This window comes from Metabacillus sp. KJ11-3 (genome assembly GCF_055808295.1).
Genome location: NZ_CM147865.1, coordinates 634,240 through 658,973 on the forward strand (window position 1 = coordinate 634,240; position 24,734 = coordinate 658,973).

General features: G+C 34.4%; 24 protein-coding genes. 18 read left to right on the top strand and 6 right to left on the bottom strand.

Going from position 1 to position 24,734, the window contains the following annotated elements; genetic code table 11:
* Window positions 1–130: 130 nt before the first annotated feature.
* The 10 genes from AC0L8O_RS03270 (at window position 131) to AC0L8O_RS03315 (ending at window position 12,912) form a co-directional block, all read left to right on the top strand.
* Window positions 131–1,171 carry an STAS domain-containing protein gene (locus AC0L8O_RS03270; protein ID WP_473448640.1) on the top strand — a complete coding sequence of 347 codons (1,041 nt, stop codon included), beginning with the start codon at window positions 131–133 and terminating at the stop codon, window positions 1,169–1,171.
* Window positions 1,172–1,333: 162 nt separating this feature from the next.
* Window positions 1,334–3,391 (top strand): bifunctional diguanylate cyclase/phosphodiesterase, encoded by a 2,058-nt coding sequence (locus AC0L8O_RS03275; RefSeq protein ID WP_473446581.1) that lies wholly within the window; start codon window positions 1,334–1,336, stop codon window positions 3,389–3,391.
* Between the two features lie 232 nt (window positions 3,392–3,623).
* Window positions 3,624–5,357 (top strand): ABC transporter ATP-binding protein, encoded by a 1,734-nt coding sequence (locus AC0L8O_RS03280; protein WP_473448642.1) that lies wholly within the window; start codon window positions 3,624–3,626, stop codon window positions 5,355–5,357.
* Between the two features lie 86 nt (window positions 5,358–5,443).
* Window positions 5,444–6,106 (top strand): AraC family transcriptional regulator, encoded by a 663-nt coding sequence (locus AC0L8O_RS03285; RefSeq protein ID WP_473446582.1) that lies wholly within the window; start codon window positions 5,444–5,446, stop codon window positions 6,104–6,106.
* An 85-nt stretch (window positions 6,107–6,191) separates the two neighbouring features.
* Entirely contained in the window at window positions 6,192–7,292 is a 1,101-nt protein-coding gene (locus AC0L8O_RS03290) for a hypothetical protein (protein WP_473446584.1), read from the top strand.
* Entirely contained in the window at window positions 7,289–7,714 is a 426-nt protein-coding gene (locus AC0L8O_RS03295) for an ASCH domain-containing protein (protein ID WP_473446585.1), read from the top strand. The genes AC0L8O_RS03290 and AC0L8O_RS03295 overlap by 4 nt, the downstream gene beginning before the upstream one ends.
* Before the next feature lie 460 nt (window positions 7,715–8,174).
* Window positions 8,175–9,641, top strand: a complete 1,467-nt coding sequence (locus AC0L8O_RS03300; RefSeq protein WP_473446587.1) for an Msr family ABC-F type ribosomal protection protein — start codon at window positions 8,175–8,177, stop codon at window positions 9,639–9,641.
* A gap of 282 nt (window positions 9,642–9,923) precedes the next feature.
* Complete coding sequence (locus tag AC0L8O_RS03305) at window positions 9,924–11,213, top strand: Gfo/Idh/MocA family oxidoreductase (RefSeq protein ID WP_473446588.1); 1,290 nt, start codon at window positions 9,924–9,926, stop codon at window positions 11,211–11,213.
* Between the two features lie 80 nt (window positions 11,214–11,293).
* Entirely contained in the window at window positions 11,294–11,515 is a 222-nt protein-coding gene (locus tag AC0L8O_RS03310) for a hypothetical protein (RefSeq protein ID WP_473446589.1), read from the top strand.
* A gap of 155 nt (window positions 11,516–11,670) precedes the next feature.
* Window positions 11,671–12,912: a dicarboxylate/amino acid:cation symporter gene (locus AC0L8O_RS03315; protein WP_473446590.1), complete on the top strand. Its 1,242-nt coding sequence runs from the start codon at window positions 11,671–11,673 to the stop codon at window positions 12,910–12,912.
* A gap of 326 nt (window positions 12,913–13,238) precedes the next feature.
* Here the strand turns inward: AC0L8O_RS03315 and AC0L8O_RS03320 are convergent, their stop codons facing one another.
* Complete coding sequence (locus AC0L8O_RS03320) at window positions 13,239–13,439, bottom strand: cold-shock protein (protein ID WP_026562009.1); 201 nt, start codon at window positions 13,437–13,439, stop codon at window positions 13,239–13,241.
* A gap of 782 nt (window positions 13,440–14,221) precedes the next feature.
* On the opposite strand from AC0L8O_RS03320, the gene AC0L8O_RS03325 reads away from it, so the two are divergent.
* On the top strand, window positions 14,222–15,076 hold the full coding sequence (locus AC0L8O_RS03325) for a nuclease-related domain-containing protein (RefSeq protein ID WP_473446591.1): 855 nt from the start codon (window positions 14,222–14,224) through the stop codon (window positions 15,074–15,076).
* Between the two features lie 375 nt (window positions 15,077–15,451).
* Window positions 15,452–16,522 carry a YHYH domain-containing protein gene (locus tag AC0L8O_RS03330; protein WP_473446592.1) on the top strand — a complete coding sequence of 357 codons (1,071 nt, stop codon included), beginning with the start codon at window positions 15,452–15,454 and terminating at the stop codon, window positions 16,520–16,522.
* A gap of 73 nt (window positions 16,523–16,595) precedes the next feature.
* Here AC0L8O_RS03330 and AC0L8O_RS03335 read toward each other — a convergent pair whose 3' ends face one another.
* On the bottom strand, window positions 16,596–16,919 hold the full coding sequence (locus tag AC0L8O_RS03335; RefSeq protein WP_473446593.1) for a hypothetical protein: 324 nt from the start codon (window positions 16,917–16,919) through the stop codon (window positions 16,596–16,598).
* Window positions 16,920–17,106: 187 nt separating this feature from the next.
* On the bottom strand, window positions 17,107–17,637 hold the full coding sequence (locus tag AC0L8O_RS03340) for a hypothetical protein (RefSeq protein ID WP_473446594.1): 531 nt from the start codon (window positions 17,635–17,637) through the stop codon (window positions 17,107–17,109).
* A gap of 187 nt (window positions 17,638–17,824) precedes the next feature.
* Here AC0L8O_RS03340 and AC0L8O_RS03345 point away from each other — a divergent pair, with 187 nt between their 5' ends.
* Entirely contained in the window at window positions 17,825–18,754 is a 930-nt protein-coding gene (locus AC0L8O_RS03345) for a DUF3298 and DUF4163 domain-containing protein (protein ID WP_473446595.1), read from the top strand.
* A gap of 444 nt (window positions 18,755–19,198) precedes the next feature.
* On the opposite strand, the gene AC0L8O_RS03350 is transcribed toward AC0L8O_RS03345, so the two are convergent.
* On the bottom strand, window positions 19,199–19,594 hold the full coding sequence (locus tag AC0L8O_RS03350) for a hypothetical protein (RefSeq protein ID WP_473446596.1): 396 nt from the start codon (window positions 19,592–19,594) through the stop codon (window positions 19,199–19,201).
* A gap of 67 nt (window positions 19,595–19,661) precedes the next feature.
* The gene (locus AC0L8O_RS03355; protein WP_473446597.1) at window positions 19,662–19,901 is read right to left on the bottom strand and encodes a hypothetical protein; all 240 of its coding nucleotides are present in this window, start codon (window positions 19,899–19,901) and stop codon (window positions 19,662–19,664) included.
* Between the two features lie 409 nt (window positions 19,902–20,310).
* Between AC0L8O_RS03355 and AC0L8O_RS03360 the strand changes: the two genes are divergently transcribed.
* The 3 genes from AC0L8O_RS03360 to AC0L8O_RS03370 all read left to right on the top strand — a co-directional run bounded on the left by AC0L8O_RS03360 (window position 20,311) and on the right by AC0L8O_RS03370 (window position 21,745).
* Window positions 20,311–20,562, top strand: coding sequence for a DUF1871 family protein (locus AC0L8O_RS03360; protein ID WP_473446598.1), 252 nt, complete (start codon window positions 20,311–20,313; stop codon window positions 20,560–20,562).
* A gap of 59 nt (window positions 20,563–20,621) precedes the next feature.
* The gene (locus AC0L8O_RS03365; RefSeq protein ID WP_473446599.1) at window positions 20,622–20,825 is read left to right on the top strand and encodes a hypothetical protein; all 204 of its coding nucleotides are present in this window, start codon (window positions 20,622–20,624) and stop codon (window positions 20,823–20,825) included.
* 383 nt (window positions 20,826–21,208) lie between these two features.
* Window positions 21,209–21,745 (top strand): DUF3221 domain-containing protein, encoded by a 537-nt coding sequence (locus AC0L8O_RS03370; RefSeq protein ID WP_473446600.1) that lies wholly within the window; start codon window positions 21,209–21,211, stop codon window positions 21,743–21,745.
* A 223-nt stretch (window positions 21,746–21,968) separates the two neighbouring features.
* On the opposite strand, the gene AC0L8O_RS03375 is transcribed toward AC0L8O_RS03370, so the two are convergent.
* Window positions 21,969–23,204 (bottom strand): IS110 family RNA-guided transposase, encoded by a 1,236-nt coding sequence (locus tag AC0L8O_RS03375; protein ID WP_473446154.1) that lies wholly within the window; start codon window positions 23,202–23,204, stop codon window positions 21,969–21,971.
* Between the two features lie 353 nt (window positions 23,205–23,557).
* Between AC0L8O_RS03375 and AC0L8O_RS03380 the strand changes: the two genes are divergently transcribed.
* Window positions 23,558–24,265 carry a DUF2711 family protein gene (locus AC0L8O_RS03380; RefSeq protein ID WP_473446601.1) on the top strand — a complete coding sequence of 236 codons (708 nt, stop codon included), beginning with the start codon at window positions 23,558–23,560 and terminating at the stop codon, window positions 24,263–24,265.
* Between the two features lie 132 nt (window positions 24,266–24,397).
* The gene (locus tag AC0L8O_RS03385; protein ID WP_473446602.1) at window positions 24,398–24,715 is read left to right on the top strand and encodes a hypothetical protein; all 318 of its coding nucleotides are present in this window, start codon (window positions 24,398–24,400) and stop codon (window positions 24,713–24,715) included.
* Window positions 24,716–24,734 lie beyond the last annotated feature (19 nt).

A 24,734-nucleotide genomic window follows, 5' to 3' on the forward strand; every position in this document is an offset into this window, starting at 1 on the left:
TTTACCTCCTATCACAGTACACATTATTCATGTGGATTGGGATAGGTGAATGTCTTTAACTGTTCCTTTAGATTTACCTTCTATTGGAATTTCTTTATTTGCATACTATAATACATATAAGGTAAATGTGATGGGAAAAGGTGGTTTAAAAGTGACAAACGATAGACAAACAATAATAGATGGATTCAAATTTAACTGGGAAATTGAAAGAGGGGTTTTTCAATTTGAGGGGCAGGAAGCTGTCCTATTTTGGATTTCAACTGCCATGAAATCCTTTTTTGATACAATTGAAGAGATTTCAGGTGAAGAAGCCTCAAACTTGGTGTTTGAGACTGCCGGATTTCGGCAGGGGTTAGTTGTTGGAGAATATTTCGAAAGAATGAAGGATTTAAGTGTTGAAGATGCTGCTAAAGCTATTACGACTACATATGCCTCTGCGGGTTGGGGGCAAATTGAGATAAAAGAACTTAATTACAATACAAAAACATTGTCTGCTTATTTAAAAGATACATGGGAACATAAAATCAATGTTGCACAAGGGAAAGATAAGGGAGGAAGCTTTCTTCCAGCTCATTTTGCAGGGATTTTTACAGGCCTATTTGGAACGAATATATGGTATAAAACGATCCAACAGCAATTGGACGGGAATGATTGTAGTATCATTGAATATTTTCCTTCTGAAATAAATATCTCTTCTAATATTCATGAGCTTGCTAGAAAAAAAGAATCTGAGCAAATTAAGTATTTGGAGATGCTGGTAGAAGAAAAAACGGGAGAGTTGCAGGGATTGGTAAAGAAGCTTTCTTCTCCGATCATTCCTGTACTGGATGGTATCGTTGTTGTTCCTCTGATAGGGACGTATGAGTTGGACCGTGCAGAATATCTTATTATCAATACATTGAACAACCTGCCTGCACATAAAGCGAATTATCTCATTCTTGATCTAACAGGACTTGACCAAGATATCAGTGACCATACAGCAAGTTTAATAGAAAAAATTGGTGCTGCTTCTTCATTAATTGGAACAAAGACAATTCTAGTGGGGATTACAACTGAATTAAGCATTGCCATCTCACGATCAACGATTAATTTTTCTCAATTTGAATGTTTTCAATCGTTACAGCATGGTATTCATTTTGCCTTAAGTCAAATGGGGAGAAAAATAATCTGAGTCGTAGATGAGAAGAACGGAAAACTCTTTAACTATCAGGTCATGGGATTTGTGGATGATAGGATAAGAAAGCCGTTCTTTTTTGATTCATCAAGCTAAATGAATTTTAGAAACAACCGATATAAAGACTAGTACTTTATCTTACAATAAGAGGTTGTGAAAATGTTTATTCTACCAAATTCAGACACCATGATCATCCTTGAAGGAGAATATTCACCTTGGATTGTTTTACTTTCAGTCGTAATTGCTTGTTTGGCTTCTTACACAGCTCTTTCTTTAAATGAGAGGATTCAACAAAACAGTTTTTTTAGTCGTAATTTTTGGTTAATATTAGCTTCCATTGCAATGGGGATGGGAATTTGGTCCATGCATTTTATTGGAATGAGTGCTTTTATGCTTCCTGTATCAATGGAATACGATATCATTCAAACGATTATTTCTGTATTTCCTGCTGTACTTGCATCATACCTTGCCTTTTATTTTTCTAATCAAAAAAATAAAACTCAGTTATCTTATGTAATCGCAGGGAGTACGATGGGGCTCGGGATAGCGTCCATGCATTATATCGGTATGTCAGCAATGAAAATGGATGCGAAATTTGTGTACAAGCCATGGATTTTCCTCACATCCATTGTGATTGCGATCATCGTTTCATATGTAGCACTTTATATTTTTTCGACGATGAGAAGGTTTACTAGAAACCTGGCTGTAAAAATGATTACTTCTATTATTATGGGGCTTGCTGTTGCAAGCATGCATTATACGGGGATGTCAGCTGTAGTTTTTTATAGTGAAACACCTTTAATTGAACATGCGAACCATGCTCATTCAATGAATCTTCCTCTTCTTATTCTATTTATTACAGTAGGAATCAGTATTTTTCTAGCGTTATCAGGGTTATCTAGTATTCTTGATCGATATGTTGACTACAGGTTAAATTATTTCGATGCACTAACTTTACTTCCAAATAGAAGACAGTTTGAAAAAAAGCTTGAAATGTCATTTACCTATGGAAGCTTAGCAATTATTCACTTAGATAGTTTAGAAAAATGGAATAGTGGATATGGTTATGCATTCGGGGACAACATTATTAAAGAAATTGGGCAAAGGATCATTCAACACAAACCAGAGATAGCCGAAGCTTATAGAATTGAGGGAAACCGCTTTGCACTGCTGATTACAGGACATCACCACTATGAACAGTTTAGGGAAAGTTTAGCTAAAATAATGAATGAGCTAATGCAACCAATTGAAATTACAGATCACAAGTTCATCATCGACATGGTCTGTTCACTTTCAACCGGTGATCGTGAAAAAGAGACAAAGCAGCTATTTTCAAATGCAACGGCTGTCCTGCAGCATTCATCCATTGAATACAAACATGAAGTCATTGAATATGATCCAAACATTCACATTTTTTCATTTGAAAGAAGTATTATTCAGGATATTGATAAAGCAATGGATAATCATGAATTGTTCATTGTTTATCAGCCAAAGATCGGTTCGAACAAGGCAATTATTGGAGCGGAGGCTTTATTGCGATGGAATCATCCAAAACAAGGGTTTATCTCACCCGCAGTTTTTATCCCGGCATTAGAGGAGAATGGGAAGATTACTGATGTAACAGATTGGATCATTGAACATGTTTGTAGGGAAATGGGGAATTGGATTGCGAATCATTATCCAATGAAAGCAGTATCCATCAATATCCCTGGTCAATATATTACATCCCCTCGTTTAATGGACGTATTAAAGACCTCTGTTTCCAAATATAAAATCGACAGTCATTTTCTAGAGCTGGAGATTACCGAAACAAGTGTGATTAACAACATAGAAAATGCCATCAGTTCAATAGGGGAATTTCGGAAATACGGCTTTAAAGTAGCGCTTGATGATTTTGGGACTGGCCTATCATCGTTGTCGTATTTAAAAAGACTACCTATCACAACAGTGAAAATTGATAAGTCATTTGTTGATGGAGTACCTGAATCTGAAAAAGATTCGGCCATCATTAAAGCAATTATTGTCCTTTGTCATTCATTAAATATGGATGTCATCATTGAAGGTGTTGAAACAGAAGCACAAGTGAGATTTCTCTCACAAATGCCTGAAAAACCGGGAATACAAGGCTATTATTATTCTCCGCCATTAAAGCGTGAGGATTTGGCAAAATGGGTGCGGAATTTTCTAGAACAACAAGAAACTATGTCACAAAAATAAATGAATGGTGAGGAAAATGTTTTGGGTTATCCCTAAACATTTTCCTCTTTTTTCTATTTTTAGCATAAGAAATCGTTTACAATATAAATACAAATATCAAAGGAGGAGTTAGGATGAAAAACAATTTATCCCAAGGTAGCCATGCATATAAGGGGGTAACTTTGTCTTAATATTTATGCAGTCACACCCTTATATGTGTTTTTAGGAAAAAACACTGTAAAAGGGGTATATGATGCAATTTCCGACTAAAAAATTTCTTTCCTATTATAAACCATACTTAAGGTTGTTTTTGCTTGTTTTAGGATGTGCTTTTATTGTTTCAGCAGTTTCATTAATCTTTCCGTTGCTTGTTCGCTATATCACAAAAGATGTTCTCGAAGGGGACTTATCCATTGCTCTTAATGAAGTATTTTGGATTGGGGGACTGATGCTTGTTCTCGTCTTGATTCAAAATGCAGGGAATTTTTTTGTTGATTATAAAGGGCATGAAATCGGTGCACGTATGGAAAGTGATTTACGTGCAGAGTTATTTGAACACATACAAAAGATGCCATTCCGGTTTTTTGACCAAGAAAAAACAGGCCAACTAATGACTAGAATAACCAATGACCTGTTGTTGCTATCTGAATTATACCACCATGGACCTGAAGATTATATTAAATACTTTGTTCGTTTTATCGGGGCGTTTGTGATCTTGTTTTTTATTAATGCACCACTAACAATGGCGGTATTTGCCTTTTTACCTTTCCTAGGTGCATTTGCTTTGTTTTTTAATAAAAAATTGAACAGTGCATTAGGAAATAACAAACAGCGGATAGCGGATATTAACGCACAGGTGGAAGATAGCCTCTCAGGAATTCGGGTAGTAAAGTCCTTTGCTAACGAAAGTATTGAAACTGAAAAATTCTCTAAAGCAAACCAACGTTTTCTTGAAAGTCGAAAAAACACCTACAAAGCAGAAGCCTATTTCTTTAATGGTATGGAAACCTTTATTCAGCTTATTACCATTACAGTCATCGTTTTAGGTAGTGCGAGCATTGTGAAGGAGTCATTGGATTTAGCAGATTTGATCACATTTTTGCTCTATATCACATATATGATTGAACCAATTCAGAAATTAACTCATATGAGTATGCAGTTTCAAGAGGGAATTACAGGCTTTCAACGATTTATGGAAATGATGAATATCGAACCATCTATTAAAAACAAACCCAATCCAATTAAACTGGCAAATCTTGAAGGGAAAATTGAGTTTAATGAAGTTTCTTTTTGCTATGGTGATCATGATGACAATGTGTTCGTTCATTTATCTTTTATCATACAGCCTGGTGAATATGTAGCGTTGGTTGGACCGTCAGGAGCAGGAAAAACAACATTATGTTCTCTGATTCCCCGCTTTTATGATGTATCCCGTGGAGCTGTACTCATAGATGGAATGAACGTTTGTGATATTGATATACAGTCACTCCGAAGTAATATAGGAATTGTTCAGCAGGATGTGTATCTTTTTTCAGGAACTGTTTTAGAAAATATACGATACGGAAATGTACATGCAAGTGATGAAGAGGTTGTGAAAGCTGCTAAACGTGCAAATGCTCATGATTTTATTATGAGCTTACCTAAAGGGTATCAATCGGAGATCGGACAGCGAGGTGTAAAGCTTTCTGGTGGACAAAAGCAGCGGCTCAGTATTGCACGTGTATTTCTAAAAGATGCACCAATTCTCATTTTTGATGAGGCAACGAGCGCACTAGATAATGAGAGTGAAAGCATTGTAAAGGAATCATTGGAAGCATTTGCGCAGAATCGAACAACAATTGTGATTGCTCATCGTCTGTCTACGATACGTTATGCGAAGCGAATTATTGTATTAACAGAAGAGGGGATTGCCGAGCAAGGCTCACATGATGAATTACTAGAGAATAACGGTGTATATTCACACTTGTATTCTAAGCAGTTTAATTGAAAAGAGGAAAAGAGTTTATGCTATTCTCCAATAGAGGGGAATAGCATTTTTAATGGTAATGTAATTAAGTTAAAGGTGGGAATTATATGGAAACGAACACACTACATATTGTAAACGGACAGGTTATGTACAACTATTTTCAAAAAGGAGGTTTTTTAAAGGGTGAAACCATTGTTTCTTTTAATGAAGCAATGTGCTATGGAATGACTTCATTCTCTATTTTCTCAACGGAGTTTCTTGAAACGCGTTCAAAGGTTCATAATGTTTCACTTGATCAATATAAAAACATTACGATGAAAGCCATACAACCACTTTTAAGTAAAAATTTTAATACATTAACATTATGGTTTGACTTTGACATGTTTTGCCAAATTAACTTACTAACGATTCTCGCTTGGTTAGATCAAATTGATTATCAGAATACGGTGACCCTTGTCTTGGTTGATGATGAGTTCAAGCCTATTGAAAAACAAACCCTTCATCCAAAAGGGTATAAGGAAATATACAATCAAGTGCTTATTGAAAAACAAACTCCAGGTACTATTCTTCCTCACTCTTTACAAAGAGGAATTCAGTTATATTTGCAGTACCTTAACCCTGACAGTGAACTTATGATGTATATTCATGAGCAGCAGGATTTACCTGAAGAGGAACTAGTAGTATTACTTTTAAATAAATTCAACGAGTATGGTTTAGGTGATGCACAATATATCGAACTAATTAGAGCGAACAGGAGTGCTGAAAACTAGAAGTGTCTTGGATTTTCGCTGAAATAGAATAACCTATAGAGGAATTCGTAAAATAAAAGAAATACAATTTGAGGCGGGAATCTGAATGAATTTTTTGATGAAAAAACCGATCAAGCTTTTTGATCAAATTGATAAGTATAAAGGTATCCACAATATTTTAGGGATTGGAGATCCCCATGTAGTTAAAATTCAAAATCAGTGGTGGATGTTTGTTGGCGGCTTTCAAACAAATTTTAAAAATAATATTTTTACTGCTTCACTTCCTGTTGGAGATCCGTTAAGCAGTAATAACTGGAGTATCACAACTTATGAAGATAATGAAAAAAAGGCAAAACCGCTTTGTGAAAACTCCCAAAAAGGAAGCTGGGACTTTTATGGTTTTCACACTCCATGCTATGTTAGTGGAATAGACCAAAATGGAACAGTAGTTGAGAGAGTTTATTATACTGGAAGAGCTTCTAATAAAGTGGTAGATAATCAAGCCCCTTACTCCATCGGGATGCTAGAAAAAACAGGTGACCGGTGGAATCGCTATCCCCGTCCGATTTTAAGAGGAACAAAAGATTCTCCTAATGTCCTGGAACCTAAGATTAGATATATAGCGAAAAAGTGGAGAGCCTGGTATGTAACAACAAAGCAAGAAACTGGAAAAAACGGATATCCAAACTATACAATGATGTATGCTGAGAGTGATGACGGTATAAACAACTGGTCTACTCCAATACCATTGTTTTTGGAAAATGAGAATTTTTATGATGCTTCAGTACATAAATCCAACACATGTGGATATGAAATGGCTGTCTGTAGAAGCACAAATCTATATGGGCGTTCTCCATTCCCGATGCAGGGTATGTGGTTATTAAAAGGACAAAAACCTGATGGTGATCGGGCTAATTGGTCTAAAACGCCTCTGTTAATTCTTGATGCTGATGAAGGTGAGGATTGGTACAAAAATGGAATCGGAAGCCCATGTGGTCATTACGGGGAATCAGAAGATGATCAAGATACGTTATATATGTTTTTCACAGGTTTACATTGCGAACGAAATTGGCTTCAACATGCAATGAATAATATTAGAAAGAAAAAACTACCTCCATTTCCCTCCCCGTTTTACTTTGCAATTGGAAAGGTAGAATTGACCAAAGTATCAGAAGGAAAAACGAAGGGAGTCGACTATTTTTTATGAAGGTCTTATCCATGATCCAGCCATGGGCAAGTCTATTTGCTCTTAGAGAAGCTCAATACGAAACGAGGACTTGGAAAACGAATTACAGAGGCCCACTTGCAATCCATACTAGCAAAAAGGTAGACAAGAAAGCCTGTCTTGATCCTTTAGTACAATCATTGCTACAGAAACACGATTTAACAGCTGAAACTCTGCCAAGTGGAATGATCATCGCGAAGTGTAATCTGGAATACTGTTATAAAATATTGGAAGATAATCAAACATGGGCTGTTTTAGAAGATGGAAGAATCGTTAATGAGACGGACTATTTCCTTGGTGACTATAGAGTAGGTGGCTATGCGTGGCAAGTAACAAATATGCAATTACTTGATAAATTTATTGAGGCTAAGGGTAGACTTGGATTGTGGAATATTGAAATTTAGCTGTTAATTTGACTTTTTTAGGAGGGGTTTTATAATAATCGTTGTACTTTACATTTAGGAGGATTATTAAAAAATGACACATTCGATGAGACTACGATTCCCTACTTTGAACCAGTAATTGAATACGTTCAAAGGCTCTGTTCTGTGAACAGGGTAAACGGGATCAGTCTGTCCTTTTTTAATCATCTTCATTTTATATTTCATATATGTTTTATACCATCAGGTGATTATTCATCCTTTTAATGGTATGAAATGTGTTAATGGTGAGAAAGGCGGATCGTTCTGCCTTTCTTTATTTATGTTTAATCAGCCTTCTTATATATCAAAAAGGAAGGTTTATTGCTTATGCTACCAGCTAACTCTTGTCGCAAATAAGGATCGTACTACATCCCTTTACCCAAAATCACAGGCAGATTACCTGTGATTTTTTATTTTAGAAAAAAAGTGAGGTAGTAAAGTGATGGAAAAAGTATGTCTTGAATTAGAAAATATAGAGCTTTCATTTTTAGATCGATTGGTGTTACAAATCCCAAGGTTAGCTGTGCATCAATTTGATCGAATTGGGATTGTCGGCAAGAATGGGGCAGGAAAAAGTACACTGCTAAAGCTGATGAATAGTCAAATCAAGCCGGAAAAAGGTCATGTAAAGCAATATGCAAGCTTTGAGTATTTTGATCAATTATCAATACCAGTAGAAAAAGATGTCGACTTTGATTTAAGAGGGAAATTATCAATTCCAAAAACGGAAATTGAACATTTTAGTGGCGGCGAGAAAACAAGGCTAAAATTAGCGCAGCTATTTTCAACCTATCATGAAGGGTTGTTAATTGACGAACCAACAACACATCTTGATGAAGAAGGAAAACAATTTTTTATCGACGAACTGACCTATTATTATGGAGCACTTGTGCTTGTAAGTCATGATCGATATGTTTTAGATAAACTTGTAACAAAAATTTGGGAAATTGACGATGGGTCTGTGACAGAATACACAGGAAACTACTCAGACTACATTTCACAAAAAGAACTGGAACGAAAGCAGCACCAAGAGCAACACGAGAAATATGTAAAGGAAAAAACAAGATTATTAAAGGCTGCCGATGAAAAAATGAAAAAGGCAGATAAAATCACACAAGCCAATGGGCATATGTCAAAAAAAGAAACGAAGGCAAAAGCAAATAAAATGTTTATGACAAAGTCAAAAGACACGGGCCAAAAAGCAGTTCAGCGTGCAGCAAAAGCCATTGAACAAAGGGTTGAACAATTAAAAAAGGTTGAAGCGCCAAAGAGTGAACAACCAATTCGCTTTCATCAACCACCAGCTCTTAGCATGCACAATAAATATCCAATTATGGGTGAACGGGTCACAATAAAAGCTGGGGAAAGAACACTTCTTCATGAAACCAGCTTCCAATTTTCGTTAGGACAAATTATTGTGATTAAAGGGAGAAATGGCTCAGGAAAAACCACTCTTTTACAACATATCTTAAAGCGGGGAGAGGGGATGGTGATTTCTCCTAAAGCGGTAATCGGTGTTTATGAGCAAATGGCCTATCGATTTGGTAAAAGTGAAACCGTACTAGAATATATGAAACAAAGAAGTGACTATGAAGAAAGTAAAATTCGGTCTGTCTTGCATTCTATGAATTTTACTGGAACTGACTTGAAGAAGAATGTGTTAAATTTAAGTGGTGGTGAAGCCATTCGCCTTGAATTGTGTCAGTTATTTTTAGGAAGATATAATGTGCTGGTCTTAGATGAACCAACTAACTTTTTAGATGTTTATTGTATTGAAGCATTAGAGAAATTTTTAAAGGCATATGAAGGTACTGTTATTCTTGTGTCACATGATCATATGTTTATTGATCGAGTGGCGGATTGTATCTACGAGATCGATGACCGGCAGTTAGTGTGTAAAAAAAGCTAATAGAATAAGAATGACTCAAAGCGCCTACCTATTTTCTAATACGGTTAGGTGCTTATTTTTTTAACCTCTAATAGTTTCTATTTCTTAATTCATGCAAAAAAATCTGATTTTTATAGATTTTTATCTGATAAGTATAAGGAAACAGTCCTTATTAACCCTTTATAATGAAGAATATATCATAAAAGTCCTGAGTGTTTCTTAAAAAAGACAACGGTTACATTTATTGTGTGAGTATTAGTTATAAAACTATCATGCTTTTATGAATATTAAGGGGGAATTAGGTTGAAAAGGTTTGCAGTGTGTGGTGTTAGTAATCGGGCGATTGATATGTTTATTAAGCCTATATTTAAAACATTCTCTGAGACTTGTAGCTTGGTAGGAATGCTGGACTTTGATGACAAGCGATTTGATGTATGTCGAAATTTAGTTCCAGAAACAGTGAACGTCCCGACCTTTCATAATGGGGAATTTGAACGGATGATTACAGAAACACGACCAAATGTAATGATCGTAGCAAGCAGGGATGACACGCATGCAGAGTATATTGTAAAAGCTTTGGAACACGACTTAGATGTTATTACGGAGAAACCAATGGCAACAACAGCAGCAGATTGCCGAAAAATTATGGATGCAGAAGAAAAAAGTAAAGGAACCGTTACTGTTACTTTTAATTATAGATACAATCCATATCATACGAAAATAAAAGAGATGATATTAGAAGGAAAGCTAGGGAAAATAACTTCTGTTGATTTAAACTGGTACATTGACACCTACCATGGTTCAAGTTATTTTCAACGATGGAATCGCCAAAGAGAACTTTCAGGCGGTCTGTCCATTCACAAAAGCTCCCACCACTTTGATCTCGTCAATTGGTGGCTGGATCAGAAGCCTGTAGAAGCTTTTTCCTTTGGCGCCAGAAACTATTATGGTCAAGAAAGTCCATTTAATCCAAAGCAGGAAGATGGACGTTTTTGCTTTACTTGTGATGTAAGTTCAAACTGCTCTTATTATATGAGATGGAATACAAGAAGCAACAGTGCCAGTGTACAGGATGATCATATAAGCTCTGATATGAAGCGGAAGAATGCATACACAAATTATCGAACAGACCAGTGCATTTTTGATTCATCAATCGAGATTGAAGATACGTATACAGCAACAGTGAAATATGACCAAGGAGCTTTACTTAGTTATTCCATTAATTTCTCCTTACCGTATGAAGGATACAGACTTGCGATAAATGGGACGAAAGGCAGAATTGAAACAATGGAATATCACGCGCCATCAAGGGTGCCATTTCCAACACCAACACAGGTGATTGATTATTATCCACTTTTTGGATCAAAGGAAACCATTCACGTTGTAGAACGTACAGGTGGACATGGTGGAGGAGACCCAATTATGCAAGAAGATATCTTTTTAGGAGTTGACCCATTCCGCCCTTACAAGATTTTATCAGGTAGTGAGGATGGTGCATATGCCGTTACAACAGGGGAAGCTGTTTGGAAGTCAGTCAAACAAAAGCGGTCAATAAATGTAGAAGATTTATTAGCTTATCAATCAATGACATAATGTTATCATGCAAGACTCCCTAAGGATTAGAGATTGGTGACAGAGGTGTACCTGGGTCTCCAAAAGTACAGGAAGCATTATTGCCATTATTATCACCTGCACAAAAGCAAGTATTTAACTATGTAGCTTGGGCTGGAGAACATAGTTCCCCATATAATGGACCAGATCCAACCAAAGCAGCAGAAGTAATAAATCTATTAAAAAACACAGCTGATCAAATAGCATATGGGGTTCTAAAAAAGGATGAAGCCGCAAAACAATTCAGGCAACAGGCGGAAAGTATATTGGCACAAGGTAAATAATTATTATAATACGGATAGCTGATCATGATTGATCAGCTATTTTTTATGTTGTGTTTTATACAATCTTGAAGAAGTAACATAATCTGAAAAAATAGGTTTTTATCATGATAAATGAGGGAAATAAAACATAGATTTTAGAAAGTGAGGTGGTTAGATTGAGACTGGCAACAAAAATAATTATAGGTTTAATAGCAGGTGCCGTTGTAGGTCTTGTATTAAACATTGTATCTCCTGATGGTTTTAAAGTCCTTGATACCTATTTATTTACTCCGCTAGGACAAATATTTTTAAATTTAATTAATATGCTCGTTGTACCTATTGTCTTTTTTTCCATTACACTCGGGGTTGCAGGTTTAGGTGATCCTAAAAAGCTTGGGAGAATTGGCTTTAAGACGATTTCTTTCTTTATAGTGACAACAGCAATTGCGATCACGATTGGTTTATTCCTTGCCACGATCATTCAACCTGGTCATGTAGGTAACTTTAATACAGAAGGAGTTTCATTTGAAGCAGAAAAAGCACCATCAACTGGAGAAACATTACTGAACATCATCCCATCTAATCCAATTCAAGCATTTGCTGAAGGGAATATGCTCCAAATTATTGCGTTTTCCATCTTTGTTGGATTTGGTATAGCTATGCTAGGAAAGAAAGCAGAAGCTTTGCTTACAGTAGTGGAGCAGGGAAATAACCTCATGATGTATTTGGTGAATATTGTTATGAAATTTGCGCCATACGGAACATTCGGTTTAATTGCAACAGCTGTAGGAAGTCAAGGTTTATCAGCAATTAAGGCAATGGGATTATACATGATTGTTGTCGTTTTAGCCCTTCTTATCCATTCCATCGTGACATATGGTTCAGCTGTTTTCTTCTTAGCAAAATATAATCCATTTACATTCTTTAAAAAGTTTTCTTCTGCCATGAGTGTTGCCTTTAGTACTTCCAGTAGTAACGCAACATTACCAGTCTCAATGGACATAGCACAAAAAGAGTTGAACATTCCTAAGTCAATAAGCAGTTTTGTTCAACCCCTTGGAGCTACCATAAACATGGATGGAACAGCCATTATGCAAGGAGTAGCAACCATTTTTATTGCACAAGTTTATGGTGTGAATTTAACCATGATCGAGTTAGTAACGGTTGTATTAACGGCTGTGCTCGCAAGTATCGGTACAGCTGGTGTTCCTGGTGTAGGTTTAATTTTATTGGCGATGGTATTTAGTTCTGTAGGATTACCTGTTGCTGGTATTGGGTTAATATTAGGAATTGACCGTTTGTTAGATATGGCACGTACGGCAGTTAATATTACTGGGGATGCGGCATGTGCTTTGGTTGTGTCTGAGACTGAGAAGAAGCATATGGGGAGGAAAGAAGAAATGAATCAAAGTATGTAGAGGATGGTGTTGACCTTCTTCTTTTTCATTGATGAGTGATGTGATAGGGCGTGTTTTTTTTATCATCAAGTTTCGACTAAGGTGATTTATGATTATCAACAAAGATCTTCATATATCATCAAATATCAGGATGCATGATTATCTAGATTAAGGTAAATGTTAATTATTTTTTAAAAGTATTAGGTATTCTGCATGTAGTGTGTTATGCTTGAGCTAACCATTTAATACCTTTTTACATTGTTTTGTCCTCACCCCATTCAGGAATGAATGGGGTTTTTTACTTTTTATACAAATAAAAAAGGACTCCATAGTGGAGCCCTCAGTGATTATGCTTTATTAACGTTAGTTGCTTGAAGACCGCGTTGACCTTGCTCAGTGTCAAATGTCACTTTTTGGCCTTCTTCTAAAGATTTAAATCCTTCGCCTTGGATAGCTGAGAAATGTACGAATACATCATCTCCACCTTCAACTTCGATGAAACCGAAACCTTTATCTGCGTTAAACCATTTTACTGTACCTTGTTGCATAATTGTTGCCTCCTGTGTGGATCCATTCCACAATTTATTACTATAGTTGTTCAATTAGATATCAAAGGCGAAAAGTTTAAATACTTCTTTTCCTTACAGACCGAACAAAAATAATTCTACTTCATCATAACAGATAATAACTGGAAATGCAAATAGGTATAAAGCCCACTTTACTCAGTGAGTTTTTTTCTATCATTTCTCACTATAGCAAAAAACCATTCCTAATTGTTTAAGAATGGCTTGGAATCAAGTATCAAGTGGAGCATAGGGGGCTCGAACCCCTGACCTCTACGCTGCCAGCGTAGCGAGAAATTCATTAATATATGCTATGATAAAAACAATGATTTATTACAATATCTCAATATATACAAGAGAGATAAAGACCTTCTTACATGAAATTGTCACACTATTTATTGTAATGTAGTCTCTAATTTAAGTCAATATTTTACAGATGAAAGTTAAAGCAACAAAATTAAAAATAACAGTATTAAATATAGACAACCACAGAAGATGTGGTAATATTTATATTCTTATTATTAAGTGAAACATTTTTAAATCTAAGAATTTCTGTGGTAATTACAGCTTTTATGTACATTTCTATACTTTCGTAAAGTTTTTGTTGAGATAAGCTACTACCTCACTTCCCCTAAAATTACTTCATCACTTGTATCTTAAGTCACTATAATAAGTTCTTCAACTTTTAAATAATGGTGTATTGGGCTTAAAACATTGGCAATATAACCGATAAAAGAGTTAAATACATAAATTAACAGGAGGAGAATATGTTTTCGAAGTTATTCAGAAGAGGTACTAGTAATAATTTAACGGAAGCAGATAATCAGAAATTAACTGATAAAAAACAACAAAGAAATAATAAAGTTAAACCGACAAGAATTGGGGACATTGGTGAATACAAGATTAATATTCAGCTAGATCAGCTACCAATAGAGTGTAAATACCTAAGTGATGTTTTCATACCGAATCAAAAATCAAAGTCTGGATACTCTCAAATTGATCACGTTGTTCTTACACCTTACGCTGTATTTGTAATAGAAACAAAAAACTACCAAGGAACGATCTATGGAGGTAAGGAGAGAAAAACATGGTCAGTTAATGGTAAGTTCAATATGATGAATCCATTTCACCAAAATTTTGGTCACATTTCTGCTCTCAAATCAATAGTACCAATAGATAATTCAAACATAGTATCAATGATCTCATTTACCAAACGTTGTACGTTCAAGGTTGATTTGGAGTTAAGGCAAATACAATCAGATGACCTAATCGTATATGACATCGAGTTATCTGAATTCATTTCAAGAAAGCTAAATGTATTAAAGCTCAAAAATGGCTCTCCAGTCTATTCTGAGTTTCAATTAGAGCAAATATACGAACAGTTAAATCAAGCCAACATAACTGATGAAGAGACCAGAAGTCGACATGTACAAACTCTTAAATCATCAACAAGCAATACAAGCTCACCAAAGCCATCCATAGCTAGCAATGCTACCCCTGCTTCAGCTACGTGTAAAGTATGTGGTACTGCTGTGACATCAAAGGTGAAGGAGTATTGTTTAATAAACAAGAAGCGATTTAATGGCAATATCTATTGCTATGAACATCAAAAAACAATATAAAGATTTATTATAAAAGCTACTTATACCACAAGTGAAATGCTTGTGGAATAGACTTAAAATTAGCAGAAGCAATGTAAGCTTGTAATATTAGAGGAATAGATTCTCTCATATTATTTTATTCCTTTATATGCGGATGACCGTGCATCTGCAACAAAAGCTTCTTTCAATAAACCATATGTTCTAAAAGCTCCCTTTTGCTATCTCTATATAGATGTACATTCTTAAAAAGAGATACTTTTAACATTATATGTTTGAGTTATACCTTTTCGAGATGCTATCTATGCATTTCTTTTTTTATATTAAAAAATATTAGACTAGCTGTCCCAATCATTTTCAATTAATATATTATAGACAATAATTATTGGGGGAGTTAAGTTGAAAAAGTTATTTATTTATAGTTTCTTACTTGGGTTAGCCGTGCTTTTAACACCTACTTTTGCAAGTGCACACCCAGGTAATACTGACTCAAATGGAGGGCATACCTGTCGGACGAACTGTGAAGATTGGGGATTAGAATATGGTGAATACCATTTTCATAATGATGGTTATGACGATATCTACTATGATGATTATGATTATGTAGACTACGGGAAACAATTGAGGCAGGAATATTATAATGAAACTGTATCGGAGGGAGATTACTTATTAAGATTATTAAGTAACTTTAACTCTGCGATTTCTTCAGGGGATATAAAGAAAATAGACGGATTGTACGATCAATTCACTGATCAAATATCTTATGTTGAATACATGATAGGTTCTGTTTACGGTTCTGAAAAAAGAGATAAACTCATACGAAAATACATAAGGCCTGCTAAGGTAGCTAAAGAACGTGTGATTTATGAAGTATCACAATTAAGATTACTGTCAGAAATTAGTTACTATGTAAATCAGGATTATGAGGTTGATTATGAATTCGCTAAATTGAATCGACTCGTCAAAAGAGCAGAACAAATTAAAAAGGCTGGTGGTTATCAAGCGATACCTTCGAAAGTAAATCATTATCTTCGTTATCAAGAAGCTCTAATTCAAGGTAATTATTTAAATAAGATATACTTTAATGAAGTTATCGAATCAGGATCTATTGCGTATATTAGCGAGGAGTATGACAATTTTACAAAGCAAATTCAAATTACTCAAGCTAAAATTGGAAAGGTTTATGGGGAAGATAATCGTAACAAACTTGAAAATCAATTTGTCAAACCTGCAAAAATTTTGAAAGAAAGAGTTATTTATGAAGTATCCCAATATCGCTTGTTAGAAGAGATTGAAGCTTTATATGATTCCGGTGACATTTCGACAGCTAAGAATAATCTAAGTAAATTAGACAGGCTGCAAAAAAGAGCTATCGAGATAAAAGCAGCAGGAGGATATAAGAGTCTCCCTTCAAGCATAAATGACGAACTGTTAAGTATTGAAGATTGGATTAGATATATCTTAGAATAAATTAAAAACCCTTCCTAATGGAGGGGCTTTTTCTTTGATTAGCTTAGACCATTCTGCGTTCATTTGTTTTCATTCACTTTCCTGGCATCCACTTATTTCCACAATTCATGCATGAATTAACGATATTGCCACGTCCAACAAACCCTGAAATTAATCCAATCGGCAATCCTAGGAATATAGCAAGTGCAGGTAATCCAATATAAATTGGAAAAAAGTCTCGTAATACAGTTCCTAACAATCCAAACAAAACTCCAATACAAATACATGTTAAGAGTACAAGAAAGAAAAGTTTAAAACTATAACCACGTTTATTAGCTACAATTTGATCTGATTTACATTTCTTACAAATAACCTTCCTCTGTTTAGTGACTGTACTTGTTGCTTTAGCAGTAGACATAAATACCTCCAAAAGAACTGCTTCTATAGAGGTATTTTATCACAATATTTCCCTATTGTTTTATAGTTTCGACTTTTTATCTGTTAGATAAGTTTGTATAATAATGATGTACTGAACATACGTTCGATATTTATTATAATATAAGCCCCTCGCTTTGGAAAAGTGGGAGGCTTTTTACATTCCTTAACTATTCCCATTCAAACGGAAATACAGCAATATTTTCATCTGCAAATGTATCGTCAAAAACAATTTCGTAACCAAATTTATTTTCAATTACTTCTGCTTCACTAAACGATATTCCTAACCCTTCTTCTAACTCCTCAACTGTTTTACTTGTCTCAACTTGTAAATGTGCAATCTTGTCTGTGAATATTACAGATGCGTATTCGAATATATCACTAGTTCCGTATGAGTAATAATCAGCATTTACAATTGAACCATCCTTTAATTCGAATTTTCCATTTTTATAATGTTGTTCATTTGGATCAGGCTGAAACATACTATTAAACTCTTCAAAGGTTAAATTAATCTTTTCGGGCATTTCAGATGGTTTTTCTTCTGTTGCATCTTCAACTGCTGGAGTGGTTTCCTCTTGTATTGGTTCTTCTTGTGCAACTTCTTCATTGGCTTTGTCTTCTTCGGTTGTTGCAGGTGTTTCTTGTATATTACTACAACCAACTAAATAGACTAGTCCTATTAAAATAAATAACTTTCTCAATATATTTCCCCCTTATACCTTCTTAAGAATTAGTACGTTAGTTACTATGGAAAAGTTTCATAATTCTTAAAAATCATTACTTAAAAACAATGTCGTTTTCTGTCGTATTAATTAAATATATTTCTTGTTATTCATGTGGTAATATCTTCCTTGTGAATGAAACTTTAGTACTAAGGGAGAGTATTTTATGAAAAAAGTTCTGACATTATTGTTTGCTATTGTACTAACATTCAGCTTCATACATCCTCATTCGGCAAATGCCAAGGTTATGTGGGGAGATATGGAGCTTAAAAAGGGGCAGATTGGCAGAGTTACTATGCTGAAAGACGTTAATATTTACGTTAAGTCAAATGATAATTATATTAAGTCTGGGACTGCTAAAAAGAAACAAGTTAACAGAGTGTATACAAATCGTAATGGTTATTTAGGGATTGGTGGAGGAAAGTTTGTAAAAAAAGATAGCTTTGTCAAGTATGAGACACCTTCACAATCTAGATTACAAGCTGTTAATGGTGTAAAGATTGTTAAGAAAACTTATCCAGGAACAGATTTTATTTACCCTCAAGTTACTGGAATGTTTGATAAGACAGCTGAAAAGAAAATTAATGATAAATTATATTCAATCGCTAAGACAACTAATAATAATATAATTGACTTCTATGAGGAAGAAGAACTTACCAGAGAAGAATGGGAAAGTGAGTATGGAGAATTTTGGGATTGGGATTATGATTTTTCATTTGAGATTCACTATAATCAAGAACATCGATTAAGTATACTATTTAGAGATTACGCCTATACAGGCGGTGCTCATGGTATGAGTGGTATTTACACATTAAACTTTGATTGTTTGACTGGAAACACAATTAAATTATCAACAGCAATAAAAGGGAAATCAAAAATTGTAAGAAATTATGCATATAAAGATTTGCTAAATCAAGAGAAGCGTGGTCAAGAATCTTTATTATTGGAATCTGTTAATGATATAACAATTAATGATACTGGAAGACCATGGGTCTATAATAAAAAAGGGGTTAAATTGTTTTTCCAAGAGTATGAGGTAGCACCATATTCATCAGGAAATCCGGAAGTAGTAGTACCGGCAGTTGTCTATAACTAAAGGAATGAGGAAGAATCTGATAATTAGGGTTCTTCTTTTTTAGTAGTATAAAAAACAGTTAAAGCTAGTATCTTGCTGTGACTAATTATTAATTTATATGGATGAAGGGTCATGATGAACCTTTATTAGAAAAGAATTCATTGAGTATGATTAGACCACATAACAGTGTGTATTGTGGTCTAAAGAGGGGGCTGGGTTTACAGTAAATTGAGATTGTTGTTCAGTGACTATAGTGAACATACATCTGGCCAGAGACTCCAGTTATATATCTACGAACGATCATATAATTAAAATTAGATAGGTATTATATGGTATGGTTTTGGAATTTACTTTAACCGACTAAATGTATATTTTCATTAAATTATTTAATTGTTGTATGACTGTTTAACTGATCGATTAAATTACATGGCAGTTTTAGATATTAGGATAGTAATAGTAGTTAAGCTAGATAATAGATAGAAAACGCAAGAATGTATTATCCCTGCGTTTTGTTACAATCCATGATATTTTATGGGTTGAATTAATTTGTTTATTTATTAGTATTTTTTTTAATATTTGCTTAATCTCTTTTAGTTCATTTAAGATTGCATAAAGAACATTATCGTCATTTTCAGTTGGTGAATCATCATACTGACTTAAGACTTTATCCATAGCCTCATCCCAAGTCAAATTGTTAGTTTCTTTCTCGTTTCGTATCGATATAAAAATAGGTATATGTTTATCACTTAAGAGTTCTCGATTTTTTAGCATGTCTTTTTCTCTTAATTTAGCTCTGAAGAATTTGACATTGCCTAATTTGTCATTTACTTCGCTAACGAATTCTTCATTTTGATATTTCACCTTATACACCCTCTCAGTTTTTAATAAACAATCATGATTGCTAAATCACCAAAGTGGAAATCGTTATTTAACATAAAGTATTACCACTTTTTTGAGCCTTCAGTTCCTCGATCATAAAACGATAAATATTCCACCCATCTGTTTTTGTTCCATAAACACCTTCTTGAATTAATAATTTCATATCTGGTGATTTACGTAACTTTCGAAAAGTATCTGCAAGGGTTTCATCCAAACTTCCATTCAAATGATGGTGAACCCATTTTTTGACGATCTGCCCAGCTAATGTACCTTTGTATTTACTTTTCATATTAATCCTCCTTTATATTTGTTACAACCATTTCAGTGCTTTGTTAGTGATTAAGAAGTGCTATGTCATTAATATATCTTACTTTTTACCGTATTGCAACAATTATTTAATATTTAGATAATTCATTGTTTCAAGGTCAGTGATATTTAGCATTTGTGTAAGATTGTTTTTCTGTGATAACAGTGATATATAATAAATATCTGACCAGTTAAGAAGGTTGTATGTGAAGGAGAGAATTTAACAGACATTTCCAAAGATGAAAAGGATACAACATGAAGAGGTTAGAAGAAACAGATAAATATGTGTATATAGAACCTTTTAAAATTAACGTGAAATTTCGTGAGTATAAGGGTAGTGAAAAAAGAATATAGAAATTGTACTTATCTAAATTAATCAAAGGGTGACTTTTATGAAGCAATTTTCTATTGTTAAAGAAGTAATAGATGAATGGGACCCGTTTAATTTACTTGTGAAACATTGTCCTGACGATGAATATGACGAGGAAATAAAAGACATTGTTGAAGTTCTTCCTAAAGTAAAAGATGCAGGAGAATTAGCAAAAGCAATAAAACAAATAATGTATAAAGCATTCGATAAGGACTTTAAAAAGTCGAAGGATTGTTTAATGATAGCAAAAGAAATATTTAAACTATTGAAGTAACGGGGGCGTTCCTATAATACATAAGAATTGTTTTAAATACATGAAAAAAGGAGAAAAATATGAAATTCATATTCTATAATGACACTGGAAGAGAGGTAATTATTCATCCAGCAACAGAAATACAAGGTACTAAATGTGATATGAGTGTAATTAAACCACTTGAAGAACGAACTTTCTATCTTCCTAAAAATACATATCCTAGTGTTAAGATGTGGGATTATGGACTTAGTATCTTTGTTTTACCACAACAAGACAGTGATTAGAAAAAGCACTATGGTTGTTCGACTAAAGGGTGTATTCCTTCAAGAAGTGGTGCTTTTTTATATGTGAAAAGTGGGAATAATGTTAAACAAAGGGAGCGGAATACTTTAATTAGAATAAAAATTAAAATCAAGCAAAAATAATGAACATAAATAAAGACCTTCAGTTCAGAAGATCATTATGGCTATATCGTATAGTTCAACCAGAAAAATCTGGCTAACCTTATATTACGAACGGGTGCATTACTCCAACAATGGGTAATGCACTTCTTTTTGAACTAAACGGGGGCAGGTTAGTTGAAGAAAGAGCATTTTAAAGGAACATATTATTAGTTGTGGAAAAATATGTTAATAGTACAAGTGGAAAACTATTAGGAGGTTTTTATATGAAAGGGAAATTAATTATAACCCTTGGTTTTGCAGGAGTTTTAGCATTATCAATCGGTTTGGCGAAAACCTTGCAAAAAACAGAAGTATCAACAGTAGTTCCATCAAAACAAACAGATACATACAAACTTGTTACTAGAGAGGAACAAGTCCGAAAAGAAGGTATGGTAGCTGAAGGGAATGATGTTACCACGGTTATATCAGTAGAAGAGCAAAATATAGTGGAAAATAGTTCAGTTCAACAAGGTAATGCAGAGAAATCAAATGCCTATGCAATCGAAGGACGAATTATTCAATTGGAAAAAGACAGAATGACAGTAATTAATGGTGTTTCTAAAGAAATGATAGAGAAATATAGTGCAATCGAAATTTTTAGCAAACGACACGGAGAGGTAATCATATTTTATTTAAAAGATACTTCTAAGAAATTTAAAATTGGTCAATTAGTAAGGGTGTGGAGGGACAAAGATAGTCCTATTAAAGAGTCTGATCCTCTACAAATGTATGCATCTACAGTGGAGATAATGGAAGATTAGATTGTTATTTAAAGATCGTCCTTACTGAACTTACTAGTGATTGAATTCATTATCGGGTGGCTAATGCAAGTCTTTTCTTTTTGCACTAAACCAGCTAATAGTTTGTCAATATTTTTCATTAAAAACTTAAAATACATCATGCTATACTAAAAATAAGCATGCCAAATAACCTTCCGTTTGTTTAGAATTGGAAGGTTTTGTGTTATTTAGTTAGATTTAGGTTCTAAGCTATATCTTGGAAAGTAGTTCTGTTTTTTAAAAGTGCAAATATCCAATGTAAGAGTTTATTTACACAGGCAATAACAGCTACTTTAAAAGGCTTTCCTTCATCACGTTTCTTATCGTAAAATTCTCGCATTCTTTTATTGCGGGGTATGATTTCATCCGTCGTTTTCTTCTTACGACAATCTCGAATGGCACAACGAACAGCCATATACAAGGCGTGTCTTAATCTACTAGATCCTCTTTTAGTAATTCGGTTTTTGGTGGCAGAAAACTTGCCAGATTCAAAGACACTAGGATCAACTCCAGCGAATGCTACAAGCTTTTTAGGGTCATTAAATCGATCTATCTCCCCAATTTCAGAAATAATCGTTGCAGCGATCTTTTCTCCAATACCAGGGATAGATTTGATGATATTGTATTCTTCAATATCTTTAGCCAGGGCATCTATCTCTGATTCTAACTTTGCTAGATGCTCTTTGTATTGAAGAATCATCTTAATATACATACCAAGGCTTAAAATATGACTCTGATAGACTGTCTTTTCAAAAGGATTACGTGTAGCCGCAGCTTTAAGTTGAATCGCTTTTTCCTTTGCCCACATGCTTGAACGACTCTTACAAAGACCATTTATCTTGTCTGTAATTATTTCTTCGCTTGCACTTAAAATATCTTCAGAAGAGGGGAACTCTGAAAGAGTTAAAAGTGACACCATCGAATATAAATCTCCAAAAACCCCTTTATATTCAGGAAACACTTGTTCAAGCACTGCCTGAAATTGAAGCTTTGTTTGAACCATCACTCCAGTTATATTTTCATGTTGCCTAGTAAGGTTGCGAAGGTTTAATAACTGAACTCCACGCTTTTTATAAGGCTCTAATTCCTCCTTATAAAACAACTCACAGAGAAGATAAGCATCAATGGCATCTGTCTTTACTTTTCTTAAACTTGATCCTCTAGCCTTATAGGAAATCAATGGATTGATGATAATCAATAAATAACCTCGTTCTTCCAAGTAATGAACGACTGGTGTTTGATAATGCCCCGTAGCTTCTAAAATTATTGAAGGCTTCTTGCCAGACTCTTTTTTCACATCCTCAAGAAACAACACAAGTGAACTAAGACCCTCAACAGTGTGTGAAACTTTAAAACTCTTACGATAAGGTTTGCCTTTATCTAAAAATGCTTGAACTTGACTTTCTCCTTTTGAAATATCCAGACCAACGACTGGATTCATTCTTAATCTCCTCCTAATCTAGTAATTTGCCAGTAACCCCTAATCCTCCATGTAGTGTCACAGCTTCGCTTGTTATACGAGATCTACGTCCCAACCAGCCTCAATCATGTTTCTACAAGTAGGGGGCGAACGGTTTACTTGACGGGATCAAAGCCCCACGGGCAGTTACGTTCTACCCTGGCTACTGATATAATAAAACCAAATAAAAAATGGTCAACCAGAAATATTTAGCATTCTGATTAACCTTATAATACGAACGGAGCAGTTTAGTTGAAGAAGGAAAATTATTGTTTTAAGCGAAATTATTAGTTATCCGATGTTTTTAGAACAAACTTTTTATAGGAGGTTTTTCATTGCTGGATTACATATGGTTAGATAGAAATTGCCCAATTCTAACCCAATTACCAAACAATTTTAAATCAGCAGCAGTTTTACTTCATCCCTTTGTTCAAATGCCTTTAGGATGGACAAACAACAATAATAATCACACTGACGAGAAGTATCCAACTGAAGAGGAAATATTAAATCAAGGTACCCCAGTTTTATGGGAAACGGTGATGAAAGAAAGTGGTTTAGCTTCATTTGAAGAATTGGCGATAGCACTTATGACATCAATTTATGCTTTAAATGAAAAGTATGCACGTACTGATTTAGCGGATAAATTAAATAAAAATCTCAACAAAGACAGATATTACCCAGCAGAAGATAAGACATCTGTTTTTTTGATTAATGACTTGCTAGAGGTTTTAGGTTCCAAAGGTGCTGACAAAATACATTTTTCGGAACCCATCTTAGATAATAGCGGAATCTTGAAAATAAAAGATGTTACGTCACGAGATATATGTGGACTATCGCCAGTTGAACTAATAATCACAGACGAAAATATGGATTACGCTTTTATGAGTGTTTATGATTCCTTCACCACTCTTTTCCTTTTTAAAGGAGAGGACGTTAAAGAGGTTATTCAGAAGATGAATTGGGAAGCTATTGTCTGTGATGACAATACATTTATAAACTGGTATCTAAGAGGCAAAGACGATACAGAACAGGGTACTTTGTGAACAATTACACTTAACTATCGGGTGCTATTCTTCAAGAAGGAGAATAGATTTTTTTTATTAAAGTAAAGAAGAAGGTCAGTTAAAAATGGAATTTTCTATAAATCACTTTCAAACAAGAAAGGAGTTTAGACTATGAAGAAACGTTTGTTTTTACTATTTTGTATTGGAGTCAGTTTATTTGGCTGTGTTCAAGAAAAAACAATAAAAGCACCAAAAGAAATACAAGCTGAAACACCACAAACAGAGCATATTGAAGAAAAATCGTTTACAGTTGAAGAACGTCAAAGTGAAGGATATATAGATTTAAAAGAAGTTGTTAAACCTGATGAAATAAGGACTGTTGTCAAAATACTTGAAAATGCCGAATGGCAAATAGATATTAAGGTACAGATGGCACTTCCTCCTGAATATCGTTTTAGCTTGGGTTCAATTAACTACGCTTATGGGTAACACCAACAGAAGATAGATT